Annotated in this window: 20 protein-coding genes; 9 read left to right on the forward strand and 11 right to left on the reverse strand. The window is 45.6% G+C overall.

The genetic code is table 11. The annotated features are described in order from the left end of the window. Positions 1–3 precede the first annotated feature (3 nt). Positions 4–891: a LysR substrate-binding domain-containing protein gene (locus ABIE26_RS01615; RefSeq protein WP_310140809.1), complete on the reverse strand. Its 888-nt coding sequence runs from the start codon at positions 889–891 to the stop codon at positions 4–6. Positions 892–967: 76 nt separating this feature from the next. Between ABIE26_RS01615 and hutH the strand changes: the two genes are divergently transcribed. Both hutH and ABIE26_RS01625 read left to right on the forward strand, forming a co-directional pair. Further along, positions 968–2,542 (forward strand): histidine ammonia-lyase, encoded by a 1,575-nt coding sequence (gene hutH / locus ABIE26_RS01620; RefSeq protein ID WP_310140808.1) that lies wholly within the window; start codon positions 968–970, stop codon positions 2,540–2,542. A 3-nt stretch (positions 2,543–2,545) separates the two neighbouring features. Continuing rightward, on the forward strand, positions 2,546–4,546 hold the full coding sequence (locus ABIE26_RS01625) for a urocanate hydratase (protein ID WP_310140805.1): 2,001 nt from the start codon (positions 2,546–2,548) through the stop codon (positions 4,544–4,546). Positions 4,547–4,548: 2 nt separating this feature from the next. On the opposite strand, the gene ABIE26_RS01630 is transcribed toward ABIE26_RS01625, so the two are convergent. From ABIE26_RS01630 to ABIE26_RS01645, 4 genes are all read right to left on the reverse strand, one after another. Then, positions 4,549–5,076, reverse strand: a complete 528-nt coding sequence (locus ABIE26_RS01630; RefSeq protein ID WP_310140802.1) for an SRPBCC family protein — start codon at positions 5,074–5,076, stop codon at positions 4,549–4,551. A 30-nt stretch (positions 5,077–5,106) separates the two neighbouring features. Further along, the gene (locus ABIE26_RS01635; RefSeq protein WP_310140800.1) at positions 5,107–5,571 is read right to left on the reverse strand and encodes an SRPBCC family protein; all 465 of its coding nucleotides are present in this window, start codon (positions 5,569–5,571) and stop codon (positions 5,107–5,109) included. Positions 5,572–5,591: 20 nt separating this feature from the next. Continuing rightward, positions 5,592–5,906 carry an ArsR/SmtB family transcription factor gene (locus tag ABIE26_RS01640; protein WP_310140798.1) on the reverse strand — a complete coding sequence of 105 codons (315 nt, stop codon included), beginning with the start codon at positions 5,904–5,906 and terminating at the stop codon, positions 5,592–5,594. A gap of 85 nt (positions 5,907–5,991) precedes the next feature. Next, a complete protein-coding gene (locus tag ABIE26_RS01645) occupies positions 5,992–6,858 on the reverse strand; it encodes a glycerophosphodiester phosphodiesterase (RefSeq protein ID WP_310140796.1) in 867 nt (288 codons plus the stop codon). A gap of 240 nt (positions 6,859–7,098) precedes the next feature. On the opposite strand from ABIE26_RS01645, the gene ABIE26_RS01650 reads away from it, so the two are divergent. The 7 genes from ABIE26_RS01650 (at position 7,099) to ABIE26_RS01680 (ending at position 16,968) form a co-directional block, all read left to right on the forward strand. Continuing rightward, positions 7,099–7,674 carry an RNA polymerase sigma factor gene (locus tag ABIE26_RS01650; RefSeq protein ID WP_310140793.1) on the forward strand — a complete coding sequence of 192 codons (576 nt, stop codon included), beginning with the start codon at positions 7,099–7,101 and terminating at the stop codon, positions 7,672–7,674. Between the two features lie 116 nt (positions 7,675–7,790). Further along, on the forward strand, positions 7,791–8,894 hold the full coding sequence (locus tag ABIE26_RS01655; protein WP_310140791.1) for a FecR family protein: 1,104 nt from the start codon (positions 7,791–7,793) through the stop codon (positions 8,892–8,894). Between the two features lie 200 nt (positions 8,895–9,094). Beyond that, positions 9,095–12,616 carry a SusC/RagA family TonB-linked outer membrane protein gene (locus ABIE26_RS01660; protein WP_310140788.1) on the forward strand — a complete coding sequence of 1,174 codons (3,522 nt, stop codon included), beginning with the start codon at positions 9,095–9,097 and terminating at the stop codon, positions 12,614–12,616. Between the two features lie 10 nt (positions 12,617–12,626). Beyond that, the gene (locus tag ABIE26_RS01665) at positions 12,627–13,976 is read left to right on the forward strand and encodes a RagB/SusD family nutrient uptake outer membrane protein (RefSeq protein ID WP_310140784.1); all 1,350 of its coding nucleotides are present in this window, start codon (positions 12,627–12,629) and stop codon (positions 13,974–13,976) included. A 20-nt stretch (positions 13,977–13,996) separates the two neighbouring features. Further along, positions 13,997–15,229 (forward strand): TlpA family protein disulfide reductase, encoded by a 1,233-nt coding sequence (locus ABIE26_RS01670; RefSeq protein ID WP_310140781.1) that lies wholly within the window; start codon positions 13,997–13,999, stop codon positions 15,227–15,229. 124 nt (positions 15,230–15,353) lie between these two features. Next, complete coding sequence (locus ABIE26_RS01675) at positions 15,354–16,166, forward strand: SDR family NAD(P)-dependent oxidoreductase (protein WP_310140778.1); 813 nt, start codon at positions 15,354–15,356, stop codon at positions 16,164–16,166. Between the two features lie 55 nt (positions 16,167–16,221). Next, entirely contained in the window at positions 16,222–16,968 is a 747-nt protein-coding gene (locus tag ABIE26_RS01680) for a phosphatase PAP2 family protein (RefSeq protein ID WP_310140776.1), read from the forward strand. On the opposite strand, the gene ABIE26_RS01685 is transcribed toward ABIE26_RS01680, so the two are convergent. The 6 genes from ABIE26_RS01685 to ABIE26_RS01710 all read right to left on the reverse strand — a co-directional run bounded on the left by ABIE26_RS01685 (position 16,965) and on the right by ABIE26_RS01710 (position 25,050). After that, a complete protein-coding gene (locus ABIE26_RS01685) occupies positions 16,965–20,096 on the reverse strand; it encodes an efflux RND transporter permease subunit (protein ID WP_310140773.1) in 3,132 nt (1,043 codons plus the stop codon). The two genes, ABIE26_RS01680 and ABIE26_RS01685, sit on opposite strands and share 4 nt — an antisense overlap. Before the next feature lie 21 nt (positions 20,097–20,117). Further along, complete coding sequence (locus ABIE26_RS01690) at positions 20,118–21,200, reverse strand: efflux RND transporter periplasmic adaptor subunit (protein ID WP_310140771.1); 1,083 nt, start codon at positions 21,198–21,200, stop codon at positions 20,118–20,120. Between the two features lie 15 nt (positions 21,201–21,215). Continuing rightward, positions 21,216–22,484 (reverse strand): TolC family protein, encoded by a 1,269-nt coding sequence (locus tag ABIE26_RS01695; RefSeq protein WP_310140768.1) that lies wholly within the window; start codon positions 22,482–22,484, stop codon positions 21,216–21,218. Positions 22,485–22,520: 36 nt separating this feature from the next. Continuing rightward, complete coding sequence (locus ABIE26_RS01700) at positions 22,521–23,900, reverse strand: sensor histidine kinase (protein ID WP_310140765.1); 1,380 nt, start codon at positions 23,898–23,900, stop codon at positions 22,521–22,523. 6 nt (positions 23,901–23,906) lie between these two features. After that, complete coding sequence (locus ABIE26_RS01705) at positions 23,907–24,584, reverse strand: response regulator transcription factor (protein WP_310140762.1); 678 nt, start codon at positions 24,582–24,584, stop codon at positions 23,907–23,909. A 112-nt stretch (positions 24,585–24,696) separates the two neighbouring features. After that, positions 24,697–25,050 (reverse strand): hypothetical protein, encoded by a 354-nt coding sequence (locus ABIE26_RS01710; protein WP_310140759.1) that lies wholly within the window; start codon positions 25,048–25,050, stop codon positions 24,697–24,699. Positions 25,051–25,118 lie beyond the last annotated feature (68 nt).

The following is a 25,118-nucleotide window of genomic DNA, read 5'->3' on the forward strand; positions in this document are numbered from 1 at the left end:
CCGCTATGTACGGAGCAATAAACCGATCACATTTTTTAAGGCCGGATTTCTGTTCGATTCCTTCCAGGCTACATAAAGTTCTGTTCGCTGGGGAATATCTTTCAGTTCAATAAACTTCACATTGAGGTTATAGCCAAACTGCAGGGAAGTAGGAACTATGGCCAGCCCAAGTCCTTCTTCCACCAGTTTAAAAATGGTCAGTGCGTTTACCGAGCGGTGGAAAACCTTTGGCCGGAAACCACTGTCTTCACAAATACTGGTGATCAGGTCGTGGTAAAAGGGGCTGTCCTCGCTGGAAAAAAATATAAAGGCCTCATTGCTGAATTCCCGGATGCCTTTAAAATTGTCTTCGCTTACCGGATGATCTTTGGGCAATACCAGTGAAAAGGTATCCTGGTGTACAAGGTGCCGGGAAATGCCTTCTGGGAGCCGGTGAAGCCGTACAAAACCCAGGTCGAGTTTGTCCTTTTCCAGCAGTTCAATCTGCATTTTATTGGGCATTTCATCCAGTATCGTTTGCACCCCTGGGTATTCACGGTTTAGGTTCAGTACCAGTTCCGGGACAATTTTCTGTGCAGCAGAGCCCAGAAAGCCTATCCTTAACTCTGTTTCCTTTCCCTGTCCGATATTGTCCAGCTGTCGTTTGATGGTTTCCAGGTGGTTGAAGATAAAATCTACCTCATCTTTAAGGTAGATCCCGGCGGTGGTAAGCTCTACTTTTTTCTTGCTGCGGTCAAACAGCGCCACATTAAATATTTCTTCCATCTGCATGATCTGCCTGCTCAGCCCTGGCTGGGAAATGAACAGCCTTTCGGCAGCTTTTCTAAACTTGAGTTCCTCTGCCAGTACCTGGAAATATTTCAGGTGCCTCAGTTCTATTTGATAACCCATGGTTATTGATTGATGATGTAATTGGTATTTATAAGTATCAAAGGTAGAGATTATCTTTGTGTAAACGATTTTTAATATGAGTGTGAATCAGATTTTTAACTACGGATCGGACTTTCTTACTGCTGGTAAGGCATTGGCCATTGCCAAAGGCATGCTAAAGGGAATTTTGAACACCGAAACCCGTCAAAAGATAAATGAAAGCAGTGCAATAGTAGAAAAGATTGCGCAGGCCGATAAAGCAGTATATGGGGTGAATACCGGTTTTGGCCCGCTTTGTACCACTATGATCTCGGCAGAAGATACCCGGAAATTACAGGAGAATATCCTGAAAAGTCATGCCGTAGGTGTAGGAGAGCCCATCGATGAGGAGATTTCCAGGTTAATGCTGGTTCTAAAACTGCAGGCCCTGGCCAAAGGCTATTCGGGCATTCAGGAAATCACACTCGACCGCATGATCTGGCACCTGGAAGCAGGGGCCATACCAGTGGTGCCTAAGCAGGGCTCTGTAGGGGCGTCTGGTGATCTGGCGCCTTTATCGCACCTCTTTTTGCCTTTGATTGGCCTTGGGAAATTGCATTACAAAGGAGAAATCATCCCCACCAGAGAGCTTTTAAATATACATGGCCTTCAGCCCATTGCTTTAGGCGCAAAGGAAGGTCTTGCCCTCATTAATGGCACGCAGTTTATTGCCGCACATGCCGTAAAGGTTGTGGCACGTTTTCACAATGTGCTGGCAACGGCCGATATCACAGCTGCAATGATGCTGGAAGGCTTATTGGGTTCCGCAAAGCCATTCGACGAAGGGCTGCACCAGCTAAGGCCTTATAAAGGGAACCAGCACGTTGCAGCCAATATACGAGGATTGCTGGCCGGTTCTGAAATTGTAAACTCACACCAGAATTGTGCAAAAGTGCAAGACCCTTATTCCCTGCGCTGTGTACCGCAGGTACATGGGGCCTCACGCAATGCCTGGTTGCACCTTAAGGAAACACTGGAAACAGAGATCAATTCGGTAACCGACAACCCCATTATTTTTAGTGAAGACCTGACCATCAGTGGTGGGAATTTTCATGGACAGCCCATTGCCATGCCACTGGATTATGCTTGTCTTGCGGCATCTGAGATCGGCAACATCTCCGACCGCAGGGTCTATCTTTCACTGGAAGGCAATACAGAAGGTGTCCCTAAACTGCTGATGAAAGAAACGGGAATAAATTCAGGATTTATGATCCTGCAATATACTTCAGCTGCACTGGCAAGTGAGAACAAAGGACTTTGTTTTCCGGCCAGCGCCGACAGCATCCCTACTTCGCTGGGGCAGGAAGACCACGTGAGCATGGGATCCATCAGCGGCCGGAAAGCTTTGCAGGTGATTGAAAATGTAGAAAAAATATTGGGTATAGAATTGTTCTGTGCAGCACAGGCCATGGATTATCATGCACCACTGAAATCGGGCTTTGTGATAGAAGCGGTCCACCAGCTGGTACGTTCAAAAGTAGCGCACCTGGAAGAAGACCAGATCATGTATGAAATGATGCAGGCTACCATTGATATGGTACAGTCGGGCGCCATTGTACAACTGGCCAACGCTGTTGCTGCCAAAGAATCGATTCCCCAAACAACTTTCCATTCCACGTTCGAAAATTTCTAAGCCATGAATTTTAAAGCGCAGATCCTGCAGGGCATACCCCGGCAGTTACCAGAAAAAAAAGCCCCGGATACCAGTGTAAGTCATGCCCCTGTACGTAAGGATAGCTTGAGTAAGGAAGAAAAAAAGCTAAGCCTGCGTAACGCCCTGCGTTATTTCCCAGAGGAATGGCATGCCGAACTTGCAGTTGAGTTCCTGGAAGAATTGCAAACCTACGGACGTATCTATATGTACCGTTTCAGGCCCGATTACGCCATGCATGCACGGCCTTTGCAGGAATATCCTTTTCAGAGCCTGCACGCAGGCTGTATCATGCTGATGATCCAGAACAACCTGGATCCTGCTGTGGCACAACATCCGCATGAGCTGATTACTTATGGTGGCAATGGCGGGGTGTTCCAGAACTGGGCACAATACCTGCTCACCATGCAATACCTGGCCAGAATGACGGACGAGCAGACTTTAAACATGTACAGCGGGCATCCGCAGGGTTTGTTCCCTTCTTCAGCTGCGGCTCCGCGCGTGGTGGTTACCAATGGGATGATGATACCCAATTATTCTTCACCGGATGATCTGGAAAAATACAGTGCATTGGGTGTAACGCAGTACGGGCAAATGACCGCAGGTTCCTATATGTATATAGGTCCGCAAGGTATTGTACATGGCACAACCATCACCCTGATGAATGCCTTTCGTAAAAAACTGCAGCCGGATGAAAGTCCGGCAGGCCGGATTTTTCTTACGGCCGGATTGGGAGGGATGAGCGGTGCTCAGCCAAAGGCAGGAAACATTACCGGTTGTGTAACCATATGTGCAGAAGTGAACCCTTCAGCAGCGCGTAAAAGGCATCAGCAGGGCTGGGTAGATGAACTGATCGAAGACCTGCAGGCGTTGGTAACAAGAGTGAAAAAAGCACAGGCAGGTAAAGAGGTGGTATCTCTGGCCTATATCGGCAATGTGGTCGACGTTTGGGAACGTTTTGATACAGAAAACATTTTTGTGGAAATCGGATCCGACCAGACCTCACTGCATAACCCCTGGTCTGGTGGTTATTACCCTGTTGGTCTGAGCTATGAAGAAGCCAACCGGATGATTGCTGCCGAACCGGCTCGTTTTAAGGATAATGTGAAAAAATCGCTGGTGCGCCATGCCAATGCAGTAAACAAACATGCTGCAAAAGGGACTTATTTCTTTGATTATGGCAATGCTTTTCTGCTGGAATGCAGCAGGGCAGGGGCAGAAGTGATGGCTGCCAACGGGATAGATTTTAAGTACCCTTCTTATGTAGAAGACATTCTGGGCCCGATGTGTTTTGATTATGGTTTTGGACCATTCAGATGGGTTTGTGCTTCCGGTAATCCTGAAGATCTGGAAACCACAGATCAGCTGGCCTGTGAGGTAATGCAGGAGATTGCCGGTGATGCCCCATCTGAAATCCAGCAGCAGTTGCAGGACAACATCACCTGGATAAAAGAAGCTGCCAAAAACAAGCTTGTGGTGGGGTCACAAGCCCGCATATTGTATGCCGATGCCGAAGGCCGGGCAAAGATCGCTGCCCGCTTCAATGCAGCTGTAGCTTCAGGCCGTTTGTCTGCTCCGGTTGTGCTTGGGCGCGATCATCATGATGTCAGCGGAACAGATTCTCCTTTCAGGGAAACCAGCAACATCTACGATGGCAGCCGCTTTACTGCTGATATGGCCATTCATAATGTAATTGGCGATAGCTTTAGGGGCGCAAGCTGGGTGTCTATCCATAACGGTGGTGGCGTTGGCTGGGGTGAAGTCATTAACGGAGGCTTCGGAATGGTATTGGATGGCACAGATGCCGCTGCCGGGAAACTAAAGAATATGTTGTTTTTTGATGTAAACAACGGCATTGCCAGGCGAAGCTGGGCCCGTAACAAGGAAGCCAGGTTCGCTATTGAAAGAGAAATGGACAGGACTCCGGATTTAAATATTACCCTGCCACATCTCGTTAACGATACTTTACTCGATAACCTGTTTTAATTTTAAGCAGGCAGCAATTTGGAATAGGCATCTTCCAGTTCGGTATGCCTTTTCCAAAAAGGCTGTGGTGTTGTGCCTTCCAGATTGGCCAGTAAAATTTCCAGGTGGTTATGCCATCCGCTTGCAGTGCTGATCTGCTCCGTTGCATTGCTGAGGTTACGGTGTGTGATGATCAGGGTTACCCTGTTGTCTTCCGCTTCGCTCAGCTCAAAAGTAACCGCCGAGGAACTGCCCCAGGTGAAGGCCAATAAATGTGGTGCCTCTACCTTCAGCATGGTGTCTGTTTGCCGATGACAGGGATCCATGTCCTTATATTTTTCAGGTATCGCATCCGGTAAAGGACTAAGTTCACTGTGTACGAAACAAAGGTCAACCTTGCCGCCTTCAAAAAGTTCCATTTCTCCTTTTGCGAGCCATTTGCCCCGTTTTTCTGATTCGGTAAGGTAAGCCCACACCCTTTCAATAGGGCCCGGTAAGTTGCGCTCAAAGCGAATAACGCCCGGCGCTATCAGTTTTCCATAATTGTTCATATCATTTACTTTTTTGATTTGCTTAATTTATTAATGGTCTGTGACCCCCTTTGGAAATTTATCGGCAATCAGGTTCAGGTTGATGCCATGTTCAAGGTAAGCCTTTAATCCGTCAAGTACGGTTGTAAAACCGCCGCTGGCCCCATTGATCTCCGCAAGCAGCTCATCTCCTGAAGTCTGGAAGCCATATTGTGTAATCGTCACATAGGTGGTGTCGCCTAGTGGTTTAAATTCAAAATCAACAGTGGTCTGGTACTGGTCCCACTGAACGGATATCTTTTTATCTGCTAAGATCTCTTTTACAAATACCTGACTTGAAATATTGTACATCTCCCATTCCCAGGTAATGGTTTTACCTTCTTCCAGTTTTCCACTTCCCCTGGTAAACCAAAAGTTTTTGGTGATGGCAGGGTCAATAAAAGCTTCAAAAACAGTAGAGACCGGTTTCCTGATCAGCATTTGTGCTTTCACAGCGGGTGATTTCTTTGTGTTCATAATTGTTTTAGATTAAATGACTATTCGTCTTCGTTCAATAAATTCTCCAGGGCATCCAGTCTGTTGTTCCAGAATATTCTATACTGCTCTGCCCATCGTGCAACCTCTTCAAGGGCGTGCAGACTGGCCCGGCAATGACTTTCCCTGCCCTGTTTTTCCATAACAACCAATCCGCATTCTGTCAGTATGCGCATGTGCTTTGAAACGGCGGGCTGACTGATTTCGAAATTTTCGGCAATGGTGCTCAACGTTAGGGTCTGATGCGCCAGCAATCCTATAATTGCCCTTCTGGTTGGATCTGCAATGGCCTGAAATACATCCCTGCGTGCTATCATTGTATGTTTATTTAAATATAACCGAATGGTTATGTAAAGGTATGTATAACCATTCGGTTTAGCAAATATTATTTGATAAAACGAATCAGGGCTGATAAGGGTAGTCGCTGCACACCCTTGTCACACCAAGTTTCAGTACCTTCGCGATATCCTGTTTGCTATTGGTATTACCGCACAGCAGCTTGATGCCGTTTTGATTACAGAAATCAACCACCTCTTTATTGATTAAATTTGGAGAAGGCGCATAGTAATCGGGAAGAAAAGTCAGCTTTTTCATGTTATCGGCAAGACTGCCCTTTACGGTAATCAGCATAACCGCAACTTTGGGATGATCCCTTCGTACGATTTCCAGTGTCCTGGGGTCAAAGGACTGTATGATTACCCGGTCCTGCACGCCGGCCCTGTAAATTACCTTCATCATCCGTTTTACAAATTCTTCAGGAGCAGGCTGGTAAATCCCATCCCTGGCTTTCGATGTTTTGGTTTCGATGTTATAAGTAGGCTTTGGGTAGTTTTTCAGTTTAACATAAGCCTCTACTGAATCCAAAAGTTCAGCAAGCAAAGGAATATGCGCTTTAAAGTTTTTTTGCTGCGGAAAGTCCTTATGCTGCTTGGATCCTACGTCGTAGCTTTTAACTTGCTTATAGTTCATCTGGTAAATGGCCAGTTTTTTCTGAGGGTCGATTTCTTTACCGTTCTTGTCTAAGGTAATCAGGTGGTCCAGAAAAGGGTCATGAGAGATGGCCGCCTTTTTGTCTTTGGTGAAGGTGATGTCGAATTCCAGCACATCGGCTTTCAGGTCTACTGCATTTTTCATAGCTGCAATAGTGCTTTCTGGCATTAATCCCCTGAAACCGCGATGGGCATGCCATTCGGGCTTAGATTGGCCGTAGGAAGCCTGGTATCCGAAAGCGCAGGACATGAAGACAAATAAAAGCTGTTTTTTTAGCATAGTTTATAGGATTATGGTTTATGGTGTGTTTGCGCTAAGGCATTGCAATATTACTTTTTTGTATGTTAAAAAATGTTATTTTTTGTTATATTTTGTTTAACATTTTGTTTAACATTTTGTTGTGTTTTAACCTTGCCTAATTTAATCCCTTGTTTCTGTAGGGAGTGATACAATAATCCAACAATATTCATTAACATTGGAACCAGGATCCGGTAACATTAACGGGGGAAAGCTTAGACAATGATTGCTTATGAGGCATATACTGATCAGGAACTGCTTGAGCTTTTAAAAAAAAGTGATCAGGCTGCTTTTACCGAAATCTATGACCGTTACAAATTGTTGCTGCACCGCTATGCCTATCGCTGGCTTCAGGAGAAGGAGGCTGTAAAGGATGTCATACAAGAGCTTTTTACCGTTTTGTGGACCAGGCGTGAGGCTTTGGTGCTCAACGAAAATTTATCCGGATATCTTTACGTTTCTGTACGGAACGGCATCTTACGCAAAATTAGCCAGGATAAACGTTTTGCAGCATATGCGGCGTCACTGGCAGATTATGCGGATAAAGGAGAGAGCATTACCGATCACCGTTTAAGGGAAAATCAGCTCAGAGCAATTATAGAAAAAGAAATTGCCACACTGCCCTCTAAAATGCGGGAAGTATTTGAACTGAGCCGGAATTCGCACCTGAGTCATACGGAGATAGCAGAACGTCTAAACCTTTCTGAACACACTGTTCGTACACACATCAAGAAAGCCTTGAAAATCTTAAGGAGCCGTCTGGGTTTTTACCTGTTGATTTATTTTTTTATGGGCTGAAAAATAAAAGGATATAATTTATTTGCATTTTTTTTCTGAACCTTATACCCTCTAAGTCTTAGTTGTGTCTCTAATACCTTTAAGTGACCGTGTCAGATCAGGTCATAGCTAAACACATGCAACAGGAAGATAAAGGAAAAGTGCTTTTACAGAAGTATCTGGACGGCGAGGCAAATGCCGAAGAACAAGCTATGGTGGAAAGCTGGCAGCTTGATTTTTCCCTGCTGGAAAAAAGGCCTCTGGATGATAAAGCCGCTTTGAACGACCTTGCCGAAATCAAAAAGGAACTGAACAGTATTTCAGGTGCCGTGGGAAAAGGCCGGCTTTGGGTAAGTGTGGCCGCGGCGGCAGCTGTTGTCGTTCTTTGTGCTGGCCTATGGTTTTACTATTCCAGCTATAAACAGGAAAGTAACCTCCGGAAAGACCTTTATGCCAATAATATCGGACCGGGTAAAAATAGTGCAACACTTACATTGGCCAGTGGAGAGGTACTGGAGTTGAACGGGGCTAAAAGCGGGATTGTTGTTGATGCTGCTGGTTTGAGGTATAAAGATGGTACCGTGCTTGGAACCAAGGTACTGAGTTCGGGATCTGAAGTCATAACAGCGGCAACACCTAAAGGTGGAACCTATCAGGTTAGCCTTCCGGATGGGACCCGTGTCTGGCTTAATTCGGCATCAGAAATCCGGTTCCCTTCCAGGTTCAATGGGCAGAAAAGAAGGATAGTGTTAAGCGGAGAGGCTTATTTTGAGGTAGCAAAAATGACTAAACCATTTGTTGTAGCTACAGGCGGACAGGAGGTAAAGGTATTGGGTACGCATTTTAATGTCAACAGCTATAAAGACGAATTGGTTACTACCACTACTTTGCTTGAGGGGGCAGTACAGGTAAGTTCCTTACCGGGCAACATGGTAAATCTACGGCCAGGGCAGCAATCGGTGCTAAGCGGTTCAGCATTGCGGGTAAGTCCTGCAGATACTGATATGGCCATTGCCTGGAAGGAGGGCTATTTCAGGTTTAAGAATGAATCTGTTCCCGCTATTATGCGCAAACTTTCGCGTTGGTACGATGTGGAAATCGTATACAGGGGCGACCCTGGCAAGGAGGCTTTTGGTGGTAAGATCAGCAGGTCTAAAACACTGGCAGAAGTACTGGAAATGCTGCAGTCTACAAAGAAAATTCATTTTAAAATAGAAGAAAGGAGGATCATCGTGCAATAAAACTTACACACCGAAGATGATCCCATTAAGGTTAAAAACCAGGGGCCTTGAGCCGCCCCCGGTTTAAATATCCGGGTATCATCTGAAAAACTGCAACTAACAATTTTAACAACAAACCCAAACTAAACAAATTTATGAATTTTTATGATCTAACCCGCCATAGGCCTAAAACCTGTTGGAGGGGTCAAATAATGCGTATTATGAGGTTAACCGTCATCATAATGACCACCATGCTGATACAGGTAAGTGCCAAAAGCCTTGCTCAGAAGGTAACTTTATCGGAAAAGAATGCCCCTTTGCTGCAGATCTTCAACCAACTCAGCAACCAAACGGGGTACGACTTCTTTTACTCCAACGAGAGCCTGAGCCTGGCAAGGCCGGTAAGTATAGAGGCCCGAAACCTACCTTTAAATGAAGTGCTGGAAAAAATATTCGAAAAACAGGATATTGTGTATGTGATAAAAAACAAGGCAGTTATCATAGCCCGGAAAGAAGCGTCCCTGCTCGATGTCATCAAAAGCTACCTGCAACGAATGGATGTGAGCGGAAAAGTTCGCGACGAAAGCGGAAAGCCGTTGGCCGGAGCTACCGTGAGGGTTAAAGACGGAAATAAGCTGATGATAACTGCTGAAGACGGGGGCTTTTCTTTCAAAGGACTGGATGAAAAGGCAATACTGGTGATTTCTTACCTGGGCTACAAAACCATTGAAGTCCCTGTGAAACCTGTAATGAACATTACCATTGAAGCCGAAAATGCCCGGCTTGAAGAAGTGGGGGTCATAAGTACCGGTTATCAGAAAATAAAAAAAGACCAGTTAACCGGGGCGGCCTCAGGCATTGATCAGAAGGATTACCAGCAACGCGTGGCCGTAACAGGAAATTTTCTGGAAAGCCTGGAAGGAAAGGTGCCGGGCTTAATTTATAACAGTGCTTCCGGCGATATCTCCATTCGTGGGGTAAGTACATTTGATGCCGTAAAAAGACCATTAATTGTGGTTGATGGTTTTCCAACAGAAATTGACCTGAGTACAATTAACCCCAACGAGATCGTATCCGTTAGTGTGCTAAGGGATGCTGCTGCAGCATCAATTTACGGTGTTCAGGCTTCCAATGGAGTTATTGTGGTGGAAACACGACGTGGTAAATCCGATAAAGCCGGCAGGCCTGTATTTAATTTCAGGACTACCCTGGGCCTGGAACAGCAACCGGATTTTGGATATATGAATTATATCGGCTCTGCGGAGCTGATTGAATTGCATAAGGCCATAGTTAAATCTGGTTATGATAGCCGGGATCTTTACAACGAATACAATCCTATAGACCCCGCAAGAGTGATCTTGTTTGACCGCGATGAGCAGCTGATCACCGAGCAGCAGGCCAATGAAAAACTGGCCGCTCTGGCATCATACAACAATCTTTCAGACTATGAAAATCTCTTCTACCGGAAACGACAGGTAGAGAACATCAATTTTGACGTGGGTGGCGGAAATGAGAAAGGAACCTATTTGCTGGGACTAAACTATATTGCTGAACGACCTCAGGAGGTAGGCGCTGATCACAAACGGGTAGTGCTAAATGTAGCGAATACCTACCAGTTCAGTAAAACTTTTGCATTCGACTTCAGGGGCATTTATACCAACAATCAGATCAAAACAGGCAAAACTGCGCCTTATGCCGATCTGCTCCCTTACGAACGTTTAATTGATGAAAACGGAAACGCACTGCCCGCAACCTTTGGCGAGTTAAAGGAAACCTTTTATGCCATTAATGAAACTTACAACAACCGGGCTAAAGCGCTCGGACTGTATGATCAGCGTTATTATCCCTATGGAGAACTGTTTGCCAACACAAACAAAAGTTCCTTAAACTCGTTCAGGGTGCAGGGCCGGCTCAACAGTAAAATTACCAGCTGGTTAAACCTCGACCTTGGTGGAGCATACGAAAATGAGCAGGGGGTAACCGATCAGTTAAAGACAGAACAGGCCTACAGTGTGCGCTACCTGGTCAATTCAAAAGTAAGAAAAGACCCCACAAAAGGTACCCCTCTGTTTACAGACCTGCCACAGGGTGATATTTTAACCAAACAAACCTTAAGAAACGTGTCTTATACATTGCGCGGACAATTCAATATAAACTATTACACTGAAAACAGGAAGCACAACATTTCAGGTATCCTGGGGGTAGAGCAACGTAAAACCCAATCCGATTCCTACAAAACAACCTTTTTTGGATATGACGGGCAATCGCTCATCAATAAACCGGTTAATTTCCAGGTGCTGAACTCTACAGTTAGCCCGGCTTTTCCCGAACTTGGTAATTATGGTTCCAGGTTCAGTCAGGCCAATTATTTCAGCGAAGCATACAGCGACCGCAGGTTCCGGTCTCTTTATGGTCAGGCAACGTATGTGTACGACCGCAGGTATGTGGCCAGCGGAAGCTTGCGTATAGACCAGTCTAACCTGTTTGGTGTAGATCCCAAATACAAGAACAAACCATTATGGTCGGCCGGGTTAAACTGGGTATTGGGCGAAGAAGAATTTATGAAACCACTGAACTGGGTAAACAGCTTACAGTTAAGGGCTGCCGTTGGCTTTAACGGAAATGTGCCCAGCAGCTTTAACGGACCATTTCTGCTGTTAAATTCCAGACTGAACACGATGTTCAATAGCGCATTGCTGATGTATGATGTGCTCTCGCCCGAAAACCAATCCATTCGCTGGGAAACCACCTATAACTATAATTTAGGTTTGGATTATGGGCTGCTGGACAATAGGGTTTCAGGTACGGTTGATCTTTATTATAAGAAGACGAAGGATGTATTCGGTATCATGTCTGCGGATCCTACACTCGGCTTTAATCAATACAGTGCAAATACAGCCTCGATTGAAAACAAAGGTCTTGAGCTGATGATCAATAGCCTGAATGTGAAAGGCACCCACTTTAGCTGGCGTACAGCACTTACAGCCGCATTTAACCAAAATAAAGTGCTGGAGGTTCAGCCTAAAGACAAAACCCTGTCGTACGATATTGTGACAGGAACCGATCTGCAAAAAGACTACGCCATGAATGCGGTTTTCAGCTACAGGTATGCCGGTTTAAATGAACTGGGTCAACCTGGGGTGTACGACAGGAAAGGCAATATTAAAATACTGAACACTGAGGGGGTGATTGATGATGTAGGTTTCGACGATCTGGTGTATAGCGGAACAACAACACCTAAATATGTAATAGGATTGAACAATCAGTTTTCTGCCGGGCCTTTTGATTTGTCTTTTCTTTTTATGTATTATGGAGGGCACATCATGCGCGTGCAGCAGGCCGATCCAAACGATGCAAATATAGGGTACCCTTTAAAGGGTGCTTCGGTTTACTGGAAACAGAAAGGCGATGAAGCCCGTACAAATGTTCCGGGCTTTCCGGTATATGGTACGCCCGGCGATTTCAGCTATGCAGCAAGGGACGGCTTTACCTATGCCGATCAGTTTGTAAGGAAGGCCGATTACATCAGGCTAAGAGATGTTATCCTAACTTACAATCTTAAGGACAAGCTGCTAAAGCGGGTAGGCCTGAACAATGTACAGCTGCGCTTCCAGGCCCAAAATCCTTTTAAATATACCTTTAGCGGGAATGACATTGATCCGGAATCAATTAACCGGAGGACGGGTATAAGGATCCTGCCCCAGCAATCGTTCTACAGTTTAACATTTTCAGCTAACTTTTAAGCTCATTCAGATGAAATCATTACAAAAAAAAGAAATACAGGTCTGCATATTTGTTTTATCGATGTTATTTTTCCTGCCTTCCTGCAAGGATTTTTTGGAGGTAAAACCAAAAGGAGTGATCATTCCCGAAAAGCTGAGCGACTATGAAAATATACTGAACTCGTTCACCATGACGCGGACTTTTCCTTCAGCATTGCTCTACTGTACGGATGACTATTATGAGGATTATAGTCCGATAGACCGCAGCGTTCAGGCCAATATGTTTTTCTGGCGCAGGGAAGTAGATGTGAACGACCAGGTCAGTCCTGCCATATGGGGGCAACTGTACCGTGTCATTTACGACGCAAATGTGATTGTTAAGCATGTGATGAACGCCAAAGAAGGTACCATACAAAAGAAGAAGGAAGTACTGGGCGAGGCCTTATTGATCCGGGCCGATGCCTATTTTACTTTACTTACAGCTTTTGCAAAAGCTTACGACCCCGCAACTGCTGGTACTGATCCCGGACTACCTCTGATCACTTCCAATGATGTGACCGAAGTTGCTCCTCAACGCTCAAGGCTCCAGTCTACACTGGATACCATCATTAACAATGCTGAGCGTGCGGTGGAATACCTGCCTTTAAATAACCTGAACCGTTACCGGAGTACCCGTGCTTGCGCCCAAGGCTTTCTGGCCAGGGTTTATTTGTATATGGGCGATTATCCCAAAGCTGCCAGCTATTCAGAAGAAGCTTTAAAGGCGGAGCATCAGCTCATCAATTACAACACACTCGCCAGTAAAGACGATCTGCCTGTAACAGACCTCAACCCGGAGATCCTGTGGCAGCGGGCAAGCGAGGAGTTTAATCTGCCCAACTTTATGCTGTACTCAGACAACCTGAAAGGATATTTTAACGCCAATGATCTGCGTTACACTTTATTTTCCGGAACAAACAACAAGGGCCTTTACAGGTCTGTTGCCCGGGGATGGGGGAATTTTGGCATTACTTTCCCGGAACTTTACCTGAACCTGGCCGAGACGGCAGCCCGGACAAACCAATTGACGAAAGCGATGGAAATGCTGAACAAAATCCGGATTGTAAGGATTAAAAGCAGCGCTTATCAACCTTTAACGGCAGCTGATTCCGAATCGGCCCTGGCAGCAGTACTGGCAGAGCGCAGAAGAGAACTGGCTTTTGGCGACCTAAGGTGGATGGATATGAAACGCTTAGACAAGGACAATCGCATGTCTGATGTCCAAAGGATCAACAGAAAGACAGGTGCATTGCTGGCTACACTCAGGGCGCATAGCCAGGACTATACCTTGCAGATCCCTGTCAGGGTCCGGAATTTCAATCCAAAGATGGAACTCAATTAAGTTTAACCAGATCCAAACTCATGAAAACAATATTTTATGTCCTGCTGCTGCTGGGCGGCAGCTGCTATGCCCAAACCGGTAAAACCGAACTGAAGGACGACCTGCTTAAAAATAAAGATGTGTTGCTTGCAAAACACATCCCCAGGGCAGGTGGGAGATACCTGTACAGTTTGTATGTAATGCCATCCAATGAATTTCTGGAAAAGGTTAATGCCTATAAGGCGGACCTGAGTAGTCAATATGCCAGCGAAAAAGATGCTGGATTGAAAGCGCTGATGATTAAGGATGCAGATTTTTCTGCAAGGAATGTGATCAGCTGGTATCTGGAGTTTTATGGGCTGGATTCCATGGGGGTAAAGCGCTTTCACGATCTGCTGGAAACTAAAAAATATACAGATGCCCAGATCGATTCTGCCCAGAAAAATGCTTATGTAAAGCAACTGAATGAAAAAGATAAAAAATACCTTAGCAATATGGCCAATGTTGGTGCATCAGTAAACGAAGAGGCGTTATTTAAACGTTCTGCAGCCTACAGGCAATGGCTGGATAATTACCTGATGTACCTGGAGGAAACAAAATACAAAGCAGCTATCAACTCAAAACCGGGAGCAAATGGAGTAATGAAAGTTAAGATCATTGACCGGGAGATCAGTAATTCGTTTATCAGAAGCCATCTCAGCAGCAAAGCAACTATTGCAATTATAAAAGCGGTAAAAGATAATGCTGTTATAGAAGCGGCCTACAAAAACTTCAAGGCATTGCCAGGTAATGCTGCCTACCTTGAAGAGGTGGAGCAGATTTATGCAAACTACAAAAAAATGAACAGTAAAGGTCCCGCTCCCGATTTTACCTATGCAGATGCCGACGGTAAAATGGTTTCCTTAAAAAGCCTGCGCGGTAAATATGTGTATATTGATGTGTGGGCAACCTGGTGTTCGCCCTGTAAGGCCGAAATTCCTTTTCTAAGAAAGCTCGAACAGGAACTTCATCACAAGAACATCTATTTTGTGAGCTTGTCGGTCGACAAAATGACCGACCACAGCAAATGGGTAGACTATGTAAAAAAGCACCAGCTGGGAGGGATACAATTGATCTCCGATAAAGACTTTAAAGCCGATTTTGTAAAACAGTTCAACATCAGTGGAATTCCAAGATTTATCCTGATAGATCCCGAAGGAAAAATCATTTCCGGGGATGCCAAAAGACCGTCCGATCCAGAACTGAGGAAACAACTGGATAAACTCCTGAAGTAAATGTATTAGGCCGGGCTTGCCCGGCCTTTAAGTTGTCGCGAATACCCCTCTAATTTGTCAGGTTAATACAGCATGCCCAATTGGCTTTGCAGCTAAATTTGCAAGGTATAACAATCAATTACATATGATACTTCAAAATAAAAATGCAGTAATTTATGGAGCAGGGGGATCATTGGGTGGGGCAGTTTCGCGCGCGCTGGCTGCTGCGGGGGCACGTGTATTTCTTACCGGCCACCGGCTGGCTTCGGTTCAAAAGGTGGCAGATGAGATCCGCTCACGTGGTGGAAGTGCGGAGGTGGCAGAAGTGAATGCCCTTGATCCAACAGCGGTTAATGATCATATCTGGTATGTGGCCAGCACGGCCGGGAGCGTAGACCTCTCCTTCAATCTCATCAACACCCAGGATACCCAAGACATCCCCCTCGTAGACATGTCGCTGGACGATTTCACCCGCCCCATCAACATTGCTATGGAAACCCATTTTTTAACCACTACAGCTGCTGCCAGGGTAATGATGAAACAAAGGTCTGGTGTGATCCTTTCGCTTACCGCAACCCCGGGCGGTACAGCCTACCCATTGGTAGGGGGCTTTGGCCCTGCCTGCTGTGCCCTTGAAGGTTTTTCCAGGGACCTGGCTTCGGAGCTTGGGCCCCATGGCGTGCGTGTGGTAAACATCCGATCGGCCGGATCACCCGATTCAAAACCATTTATTGATGCCCTTGCCAGCGGAGGGCCTGAGGTTGCAGGTTTCATCAAAAAACTGGAAGAGGATACCATGCTCAAAAAGCTGCCCATGATCAATGATATTGCCAATGTAGCTGTATTTCTGGCCTCAGAACTTTCAGGGAAAATAACAGGGGTTACCATTGATGTAACCAGCGGTACCACCAGTGCGCTGAATTATAAAGTTGCAAGGATCCCTTTTGTAGCCAAATAGGCTGGAGATTCTCTTCAAAATTGTATATTAGTTTTTAAACTGAACCATTTTGAAGATGATGAGATTGAAGTACCTTCTGTTGCTTTGCTTTTGCCTCCCTTTTTTTTGCTATAGCCAGCAGGCCGGAGCAGATACTGTTGCCAAAAAGAACAGCTTTAAAATAGCCCCCTTTATCATACCTGCTATATTTCTTGGCTATGGTGCAATGGCAGGGGGCGATAATTTTGTTCATGATCTGGACGTAACCACCAGGGCGGAATTGCAGGAAGACCATCCTTTTTTTTCTGCGAAGGCAGACAATTTTATGCAATATGCACCTGCAGCGGCAGTATACGCACTAAACCTGTCAGGTGTAAAGGGCAAGCATAACCTGGTGGATGCGACCGGTATTTATGCCATATCTTTTGGTTTAATGAAAGCTTCAACACTTATTGTCAAATCGGCTACAAACCGGCTGCGGCCCGATGGCAGTACCTATAATTCCTTTCCCTCCGGTCATACGGCCACCTCATTTGCGGCCGCTGAATTTTTAAAGCAGGAATACAAAGACGTCTCGCCCTGGTACGGTTATGCGGGTTATACGGTAGCTACCGCAACAGGTATCATGCGTTTGTACAACAACAGGCATTGGGTAAGTGATGTGGTTGCCGGTGCGGGCTTTGGCATCATTGCGACCAAAGTCAGCTACCTGGTGTATCCAAAATTAAAGCGACTGATTGCCGGGAAGCGGCAGCAGGATTTTAGTTTGGTACCGATTTACCAGGAAAAGACCTTTGGTTTATCCTTTGCCAGCCGTTTTTAACTTCCTGTCACCAAACCGGTGTGTTTCACCCTCTTCTCATAGGCCCAGTAAAACACAATAGGATAAACAAAAAGATTAAATAGCGTATTGGTTACCAGACCGCCAATTACTACGATGGCAAGCGGTTTGGAAGCCTCAGAACCAATCCCGGTTGATAAAGCCGCTGGCATTAAACCTATAGCCGCCATCATGGCCGTCATAATTACCGGCCGCATCCTGCTGGCCACACCATCCCTTACCGCATCGGCAAATGCCCAGTCGGCCCGGTGTTTCAATTCGGCTATATTGCTTTTAAACCTGGTGATCAGGATTACCCCGTTTTGTACGCAGATGCCAAACAGGGCAATGAAACCGATACCTGCAGAGATATTAAAATTGACACCGGTAATGAGCAGCGCTGCAATTCCACCAACCAGGGCAAAGGGGACATTATTTAAAACCAGTAGTGAATCTTTGATGTTGCCAAACAATACAAAAAGAATGAAGAAGATGAGCAGCAGACTGATCGGCACCGCTGTCGACAGTCTGGAAGTTGCCCGTTGCTGGTTCTCAAAATCGCCTGCCCATTCCAGTTTGTAAGCTTTAGGGAGTTTGATCTGTTCTTTTACTTTAGCCTGCGCTTCGGCAATGGTGCTGCCCATGTCGCGCCCGCGGATAGAAAATTTGATCGCCCCGTAGCGCTGATGCTTGTCACGGTAAATGATGCTCGGCCCGGTTATTTTGCGGATGGTGGAAATTTCGCTTAAGGGAACTTTGGTGCCCGAAAGGGTAGGGATACGTAAAGCGCCTATTGATACCTCATCATTTCTGAAATCTTCAGGATAACGGATCCTGAGTTCAAACTTTTGTTCCCCTTCATAAATCTGTGTTGCGGCTTTGCCGCCAATGGCCATTTCAATAATGGAGTTGGCATCCTCAGTCCGGACCCCATACAAGGCCATCTTATCCTGGTCCAGGTTAATCTGCAGTTCCGGCTGTCCGAGGTTCCTCAAAATACCCAGGTCTTCTATTCCCGGAACGGTTTTCAGGATATCGAAGATCTTTTCTTCCTGTGCTTCAATATATGCATAGTCGTTGCCAAACATTTTTACCACTATAGAGCCCTTAACACCCGAAACTGCTTCTTCCACATTGTCGGATATGGGCTGCGAAAAATTCAGGCTGATGCCGGGGAAGCTTTTTAATTTTTCCTGCATGCGCCTGACCAGCTGTTCCTTACTTTCTTTACGTTTCCATTCCGATCTGGGGTAAATGTCTACCAGGAACTCCATATTGTAAAAACCTGTGGCATCGGTGCCATCATTGGGCCTGCCGGTTTGCGACAGTACCTGCCGTACTTCTTCAAAACTTAAAAAGATCTTTCGGATCTCATCGCTTAGTTTTTTGGTTTCATTCAATGATACACTTAAAGGCGCACTGGCCCTCACATAAATAGAACCTTCGTCCAGACCGGGCAGAAATTCTGTGCCCAGAAATTTAAAACTCAATAAACCTGTAAAAAGAACAACCATGGTTCCAATAAATACGGGTTTTCTAAACCTGAAAGCTGCGTTAAACACCCTCATTACCGCCCGGCTCAGGTAGTCCAGAAAAATGTTGTGTTTTTCCCTGACATTCTTTTTCAGCAATACACTCGCCATAGCAGGCACCAGTGTAAAGGTGAGTAGCAAGGCACCCAATAAAGCAAAGCTTAATGTCCAGGCCAGGGGCGAGAACATTTTACCCTCTACCTTTTCAAATGTGAAAATAGGCATCAGCCCGGTAATGATGATCAGCTTGGCAAAAAAGATGCCTTTCCCATTTTCCAGGCAGGCTTTTTTAATGATGCCCAATTTGCTCATGCGGTTGAACTTTTCAGTGCCGTTTTTAGCTGCACTATGGTCCAGGGCCACAAAAATCCCTTCAACCATAACCACAGCGCCGTCTATGATGATCCCAAAATCGATTGCCCCCATAGAGAGCAGATTGGCCGACATGCCCTTAAGTTTCAGACAGATGAATGCGAATAACAGCGCAAGGGGAATGATGAGGGAAACGATGAGTGTCGTCCTCCAATCGGCCATAAACAGGAACACGATCAGGGTCACAAAAATGATCCCCTCCAGCATGTTGTGCATTACGGTATGGGTAGCAAAATCGACCAGGTTTTCCCGGTCATAAAAGGGACTTATCTTTACATCTCCAGGAAGGATATGTTCATTCACCTCCTTAATTTTAAGCTTCAGGTTACGGATCACCTCGCTGGGGTTTTCGCCCTTGCGCATCACCACAATGCCTTCCACTACATCCGGGTCGCGGTCGCGCCCTACCTGTCCCAGTCTCGGTAAGGCCGATTCTGTAACCTCTGCAATGGTTTTTACATATACAGGGCTGCCGTTAAAATTATCGACAATGATGTTTTTGATGTCATCTATATTGTTCAGCACACCAATGCCCCGCACTACGTAGGCTTGTCCGCCCTGCTCAATCACATCGCCGCCTACATTGACATTGCTTTTGGATACTGCGTCAAACAGTTCGGTAGCAGTTACACCGTATTGCAGGGATTTCTGCGGATCAACTGTAACCTGGTAGGTTTTAACCTCCCCTCCAAAGCTCACCACGTCGGCAATGCCCGGAACCGAGAGGAGCTCTCTTTGTACCACCCAGTCCTGCAGGGTTTTCAGTTCCCTTACCGATTTCTGGTCGCTTTGCAGGGTATAACGGAAAATCTCGCCGGTAGGGCCGTAGGGAGGCTGTACCTCGGGTTTTGCCCCTGCAGGCAGATCAGCCTCATCCAGATGGTTGTTTACCTGTACCCGGGCAAACTGGTAATCTACATCATCTTCAAAGGTGATTTTTACAACAGACAAACCAAAAAGGGAAGAAGAACGGATGGAAGTTCGCTTTTCGGTAGGGTTCATGGCTATTTCAAGGGGCCTGCTCACAAACTTTTCTACCTCTTCGGCGCTTCTTCCCGGCCATTGGGTAATGATGGTAATATTGGTATTGGTTACATCGGGAAAGGCTTCAATAGTGGTGTGCTTAAAGCTGAGGTAGCCTGCTAAAACCAGGATAAAAGTGGCAAAGAAAATAAAGTACTTGTTTTTCAGTGCAAAGCCGATGACAGACTTAATGAATTTATTCATCAGTATTGGATTTTAATAAGACTATGGTTTCAGGCTATCGTAAAGGAAGAGCTGTTTGGAGGCAATTATACGATCACCCGCCTGCAGGCCTTTGCTGACGTAGGCTTTGTTTTCAAATTTCCTGCTCAGCTCCACCTCCTGGATACGGATCTTTTTAACCGGATCGAGGACCAACGCATAGTATTTGTTGTTGTCAAAAATGAGACAGCTGGCGTTCATTACAGGCAAACTGTTGTTGTTCCTCCCTGCAATCTGCACACGGGCCATCATACCCGGTTTTAACAGGCCTTTTGTATTGCGGACCACAACACGGGCATTCATCACTTTACTTTCATTATCCAGCATGCTGTAGATCTTACTGATCTTTCCTTTAAAGACCTGATCGGGGTAAGAAAGAACAGCAATGCTGACCTCATCCCCCTGTTTAACCTTGGCAATATCGCTTTCATAAATGTTGATCATTGCCCATACATCAGACAGATCGGCAACAGTAAACAGTTTCTCACTGTTGTCGGGCCTCACCTGCATGTTATCGGTCAGGTTCTTTTCAATGATAAAGCCCGAAATTGGTGATTTTAGCGTATACATGCCATTTTTGTTCCCGCCGTTCAGGTTCAGGATGGTACGGTTCCTCTTATCTTCTGCCAGTTTCACCAGCAGTTCATTGTTGGCCTGTTCCAGTTCACGGGCCGATGCCAGTCCGCTCTTGTACATATCTTCCGCCAGTTTCGCATTTCTCTGTGCATTCTTCAGCTCCGCTGATGAACTGATGGCCTCTTTGTCGAACCCGGCCATTTCTGCACTGGTCATGATGGCCAGTACCTGTCCTTTGCCAACCCTGTCACCCAATTTAACCGGAACCCGCTGTACATAGCCGCTTACCATAGGATAGATCCGGGCGATCTTCTCCTCGTTGGCGGTAATCCTGGCCGAAAAGTTCAATGCCGTCAGGTTGTTGGCACCCTGTACGGTGTCGATTTTTAACCTGCTGATCAGTGTATCTGTCAGCTCAAACTTTTCTTCTTTAGGCAGTTCTTTTGTTTTTTCCTGGCAAGCCGGCAAAAAGAGGACCGACAGCAGCGCAATACTGATGTTTTTAAGCATATGTTGCATTTTGATTTATTTAAACAGGCTGGAACCGGTTACAAAATTGAGTTCTTCCCTGGCGTTCATCCTTTCGTATTTCAGTTCATTCATCTGCAGCGTACTGGCTTTATAGGAATCGTAAAAATCAAGGAATTCAATCAGGCTGATGTTCCTGTTTTTAAAGTTCCGGATCACCTCTGTAATCAGTTTATCGAAATCGCCGCTGAAATTCGGATCTATGCCCTGGTGGAGGTTTTCAGTTCTCAGGGCCGAGGTATAGGCGTTGTAAACTTCATTTTCAAGCTTCAGGTTTTGTTGTTTCAGGTTTGTTTTGCCTTCTTCGATGGCAATTTTTGCTTTTTTGATCTCGCCCTGGTTGCGGTTAAATAGCGGAAGCGGTACTTTGATGCCTATGCCGGTATATTTTTCAGGATAACTTCCCTGCAGGTCATAGCTTAAGGAAAGTTCTACATCGGGAACTGCGTTGGCCTTTTGTAGTTTAAGGTTGTTTTCCGCATAGCTGATGCCAGTTTGTGCCAACTGTAAATCGGCCCGGTTCAGCCTTGCCGAGTCCAGCAAAGTGATATAAGACCACTGCTCCGGATGGTAATCCTGTTCTTCAGCACCTGTGGGTTCCAGCTGCAGATTGACATCCGGTCTGATATTCGTCATCAGCCTGATTTCTGTTTGCAGGTCTGCCAGGTTGTTGACAAGGCCTGTGTATTCTACCTGCAGACTGTACAGCAGGGATTTGATCCTGATCATGTCTTTCATGGCCACATTGCCCGCTTTAAACTGCTGTTCATTGGCGCCTAATAGCGTTTTCAGCGAGCGGATCTGTTCTTCATATACTTTTGCCGATTGCTGCTGGTAATAAGCTTTGTAAAATGCTGAACCCAGGCTAAAGCGAAGGCTGCGTATCAGGTCGAAATACTGATGCGCAGCCATTTTAACACCAGCGCCCGCCAGCTGTATATTTTTATTGCGCTTACCTGCCAGCCTGATCATCTGCGATAGTGTGGCCTGATACTGACCTGTGACAGCATTGGTCTGCAGCCATTTTTTGGTGTCTTTGTTGTACAGTTGATTTTCGTAGCTCAGTTCAGGGTTGTCAAATAGCCTGGCTGTAATGATTTCGGCCTTTGCCTGTTCAATTTGGTAATGCTGGGCAATCAGCTGATGGTTTTGCGCTGCAAACATTTGCTCTGCCTGCCGGAGGTTAAGCTTGAGGGTATCTTGTGCTATGCCGGCTGAGGTAAAGCCGGGCAGGAAAAGTGCAATCAGGAGTAATGCTGTTTTCATCTCCGGCAAAGCTATCTTCAGGAGATTAAAACGGGATTAAAGCGAAATTAAAGGGCCATTAATGTTTAGGAAATTGACAGTAAAGGTAGTGCCCTGACCAGGCTCTGAATTGACCTGGATACTGCCTTTATAGCGTGTAATGATCTTATGGGCCATATAAAGCCCCATGCCGCTGCCTTTTTGATGACTTTGTGCAGCTGAACTGTAAAAGGGTTTAAAGATCTCTGTAAGCTCATGCGTTTGGATACCGCAGCCCTGGTCTGTAAAGGACAGGATCATACCGGCTTCCGTAATTTTTAAAATGACTTGTACAGGTTGATGATCAGAAAACTTAAATGCATTGGAAAGGATATTGTTAAAGGCTATCTGCAGCAAAACAGGATTCGCCTGTATGCTGAGCATCGTTTCGTCTTCTGGCAGATCACTTGTCGTAATGATCAGTTCGCAGTTTTCTTTTTCTTTCCATTCTGACTGCAAAGCCCACAGCATTTCATCTATACGTACCGGACTTAAAGCAGCCGAAGCAAATTCAAGATCGGCCTGGGCCAGGCTCATTAAGCTGCTGATGGTCTGTTCCATTTTTCCTGCGTCTTCCAGAACCGAGGCCAGTGCATTTCTATAATCTTCCTTTTCCCTGTCTTGCGAAAGTGCAATCTCGGCGGCTATGGTCATCCGGGTTACAGGAGTCCTCAGTTCATGGGATGCATTGGCTACAAAAGTTTTTTGCAGCACAAAGGCCTGCTCCAGATGCTCCATCAGGTTGTTGAAATTTTGCGCCAGCAAGCCGATCTCATTTTTATTATTGCCTTCCTGTACGCGGAAATGCAGGTTGTTTGATTTGATCTGTTTAACTTCCCCGATAAAGCGGTCCAGCGGCTTTAATATTCTTTTGGCAATCCATCTGCCCGATAAAAGCAGCCCTGCAAAGATGACCACAAAGATGATGATCATGATCTTTTTAAGTTTATCCAGCCGGTAATAAGTACTCCGGTCTATGGCCGAGGCCAGGATCACAAAATCGCCCTGGTTATCTTTATAAAAAATGCCTACCACCTGGCGCTTACCATCCTTAAACTGTATTTTCTTTTGTTTTCTGACCTTATTGATGATCTCATTGTCCCAGTACTGCTGCGCATCACCAATAAATGTGGCGCTGTTCTTTGAGTTATAAATACGGATGACCTCGCTGTTCAGGGTTTCCAGGTATTGGTCCCTTACTTTTTTCAGTGAATCTGATGAGATTTCATCTGCTTCCAGGTAAAGCTTGGCCGTTACCATGGTACGGTCTTTCAGCCTCGAAAAAAAATCAATCTCCATAAACCGGGCAAACATAAAATATACCGCGCACAATACGCCCAGAAGGGTTACAGTGCTGATCAGCGTAAAATACAAAGCCAGGCGGTCTTTAATCTTCATCGGTACCTATTTGAGTATATAGCCCATATTGATTTTGGTATGAATGACCTTTCTTGAAAAGCCTTTCTCAATTTTATTGCGCAGGAAATTTACATAAACGTCTATCACATTGGTGCCGGTATCGAATGTGATGTCCCAGGCATGCTCTGCAATGTACTGTCTGGACAACAGCCGGTTAGGGTTGCGCAGGAACAACTCAAGCAGGGTGTATTCCTTGGCGGTCAGTTCAATGTGTATACCGGCCCTTTTCACCTCTTTGCTGTAGGTATTCAGGGAGATGTCTTCAAACACCAGTTCCTGTTCTATTGTTTCTGGCGCTATGGCATACCTGCGCAGCAAGGCTTCAATCCTGGCCAGCAATTCTTTAAAATGAAAAGGCTTGGCCAGGTAATCATCGGCACCGGCATTTAACCCTGTTACCTTATCATCTACATTGCCAAGGGCAGTCAGCATTAAGATGGGCAGGTTTTGCTGAACCTGACGCAGCTTGCGGCAAAGGGTTATGCCATCCATGCCCGGCATCATGATGTCCAGGATCAGCAGGTTGAAATCCGTACTGTCAAAATTTTCCAGCAGCTGTCTGCCGTCTGTAAAATGGACTACTGCATAGCCACTTTCTTCAAGTCCGGTTTTTACCAGACTGCCAATTTTAAGGTCATCTTCTGCCAGTCCAATCTTAAACATACCGCAAATATAGGGCTTAATCGGAATTGGCATGAATCGCCTGACAAATCCCCGCTATTTAAAAAAAGAGAGGTGTCGTTAAACACCTCTCTTACCATCAAACCTCACAAAACTATTTACTTTTTTTGCCGTCTTTATTTGCTTTGTAGCGCATGTCTGGCGTGCCGTCTTTTTTAACCGGTCCGGCTGGCTTTACTACAGCTTTTACTTTGTTTTCTTTTAAACGCATATCAGGAGTGCCGTCTTTTTTTAAGGTACTTGCTTTTGCTCCAGTTGCAGCGGCTGTAGTTTTTACAGTTGTGGCAGCGGCTTTAGTTTCCTGTTTCACCGGCGCAGCAACGGTTTTAACCTCTTTTTTTACCATTTTTTTGGCAGGGGCAGCTGCCGGTTTTACTGCTGGTGTCTGGGCAAATGTGGTGCTTAAACCTAATGCCATAATTGCGATTAAACTCAATAACTTTTTCATGATCTTTTTATTTAAATGCTGTTCATTAATGATGAAGTAAAGTTGAAGGATTAGCATGAAGAATACAT

The organism is Pedobacter africanus (assembly GCF_040548825.1).
Lineage (GTDB): Bacteria > Bacteroidota > Bacteroidia > Sphingobacteriales > Sphingobacteriaceae > Pedobacter > Pedobacter africanus_A.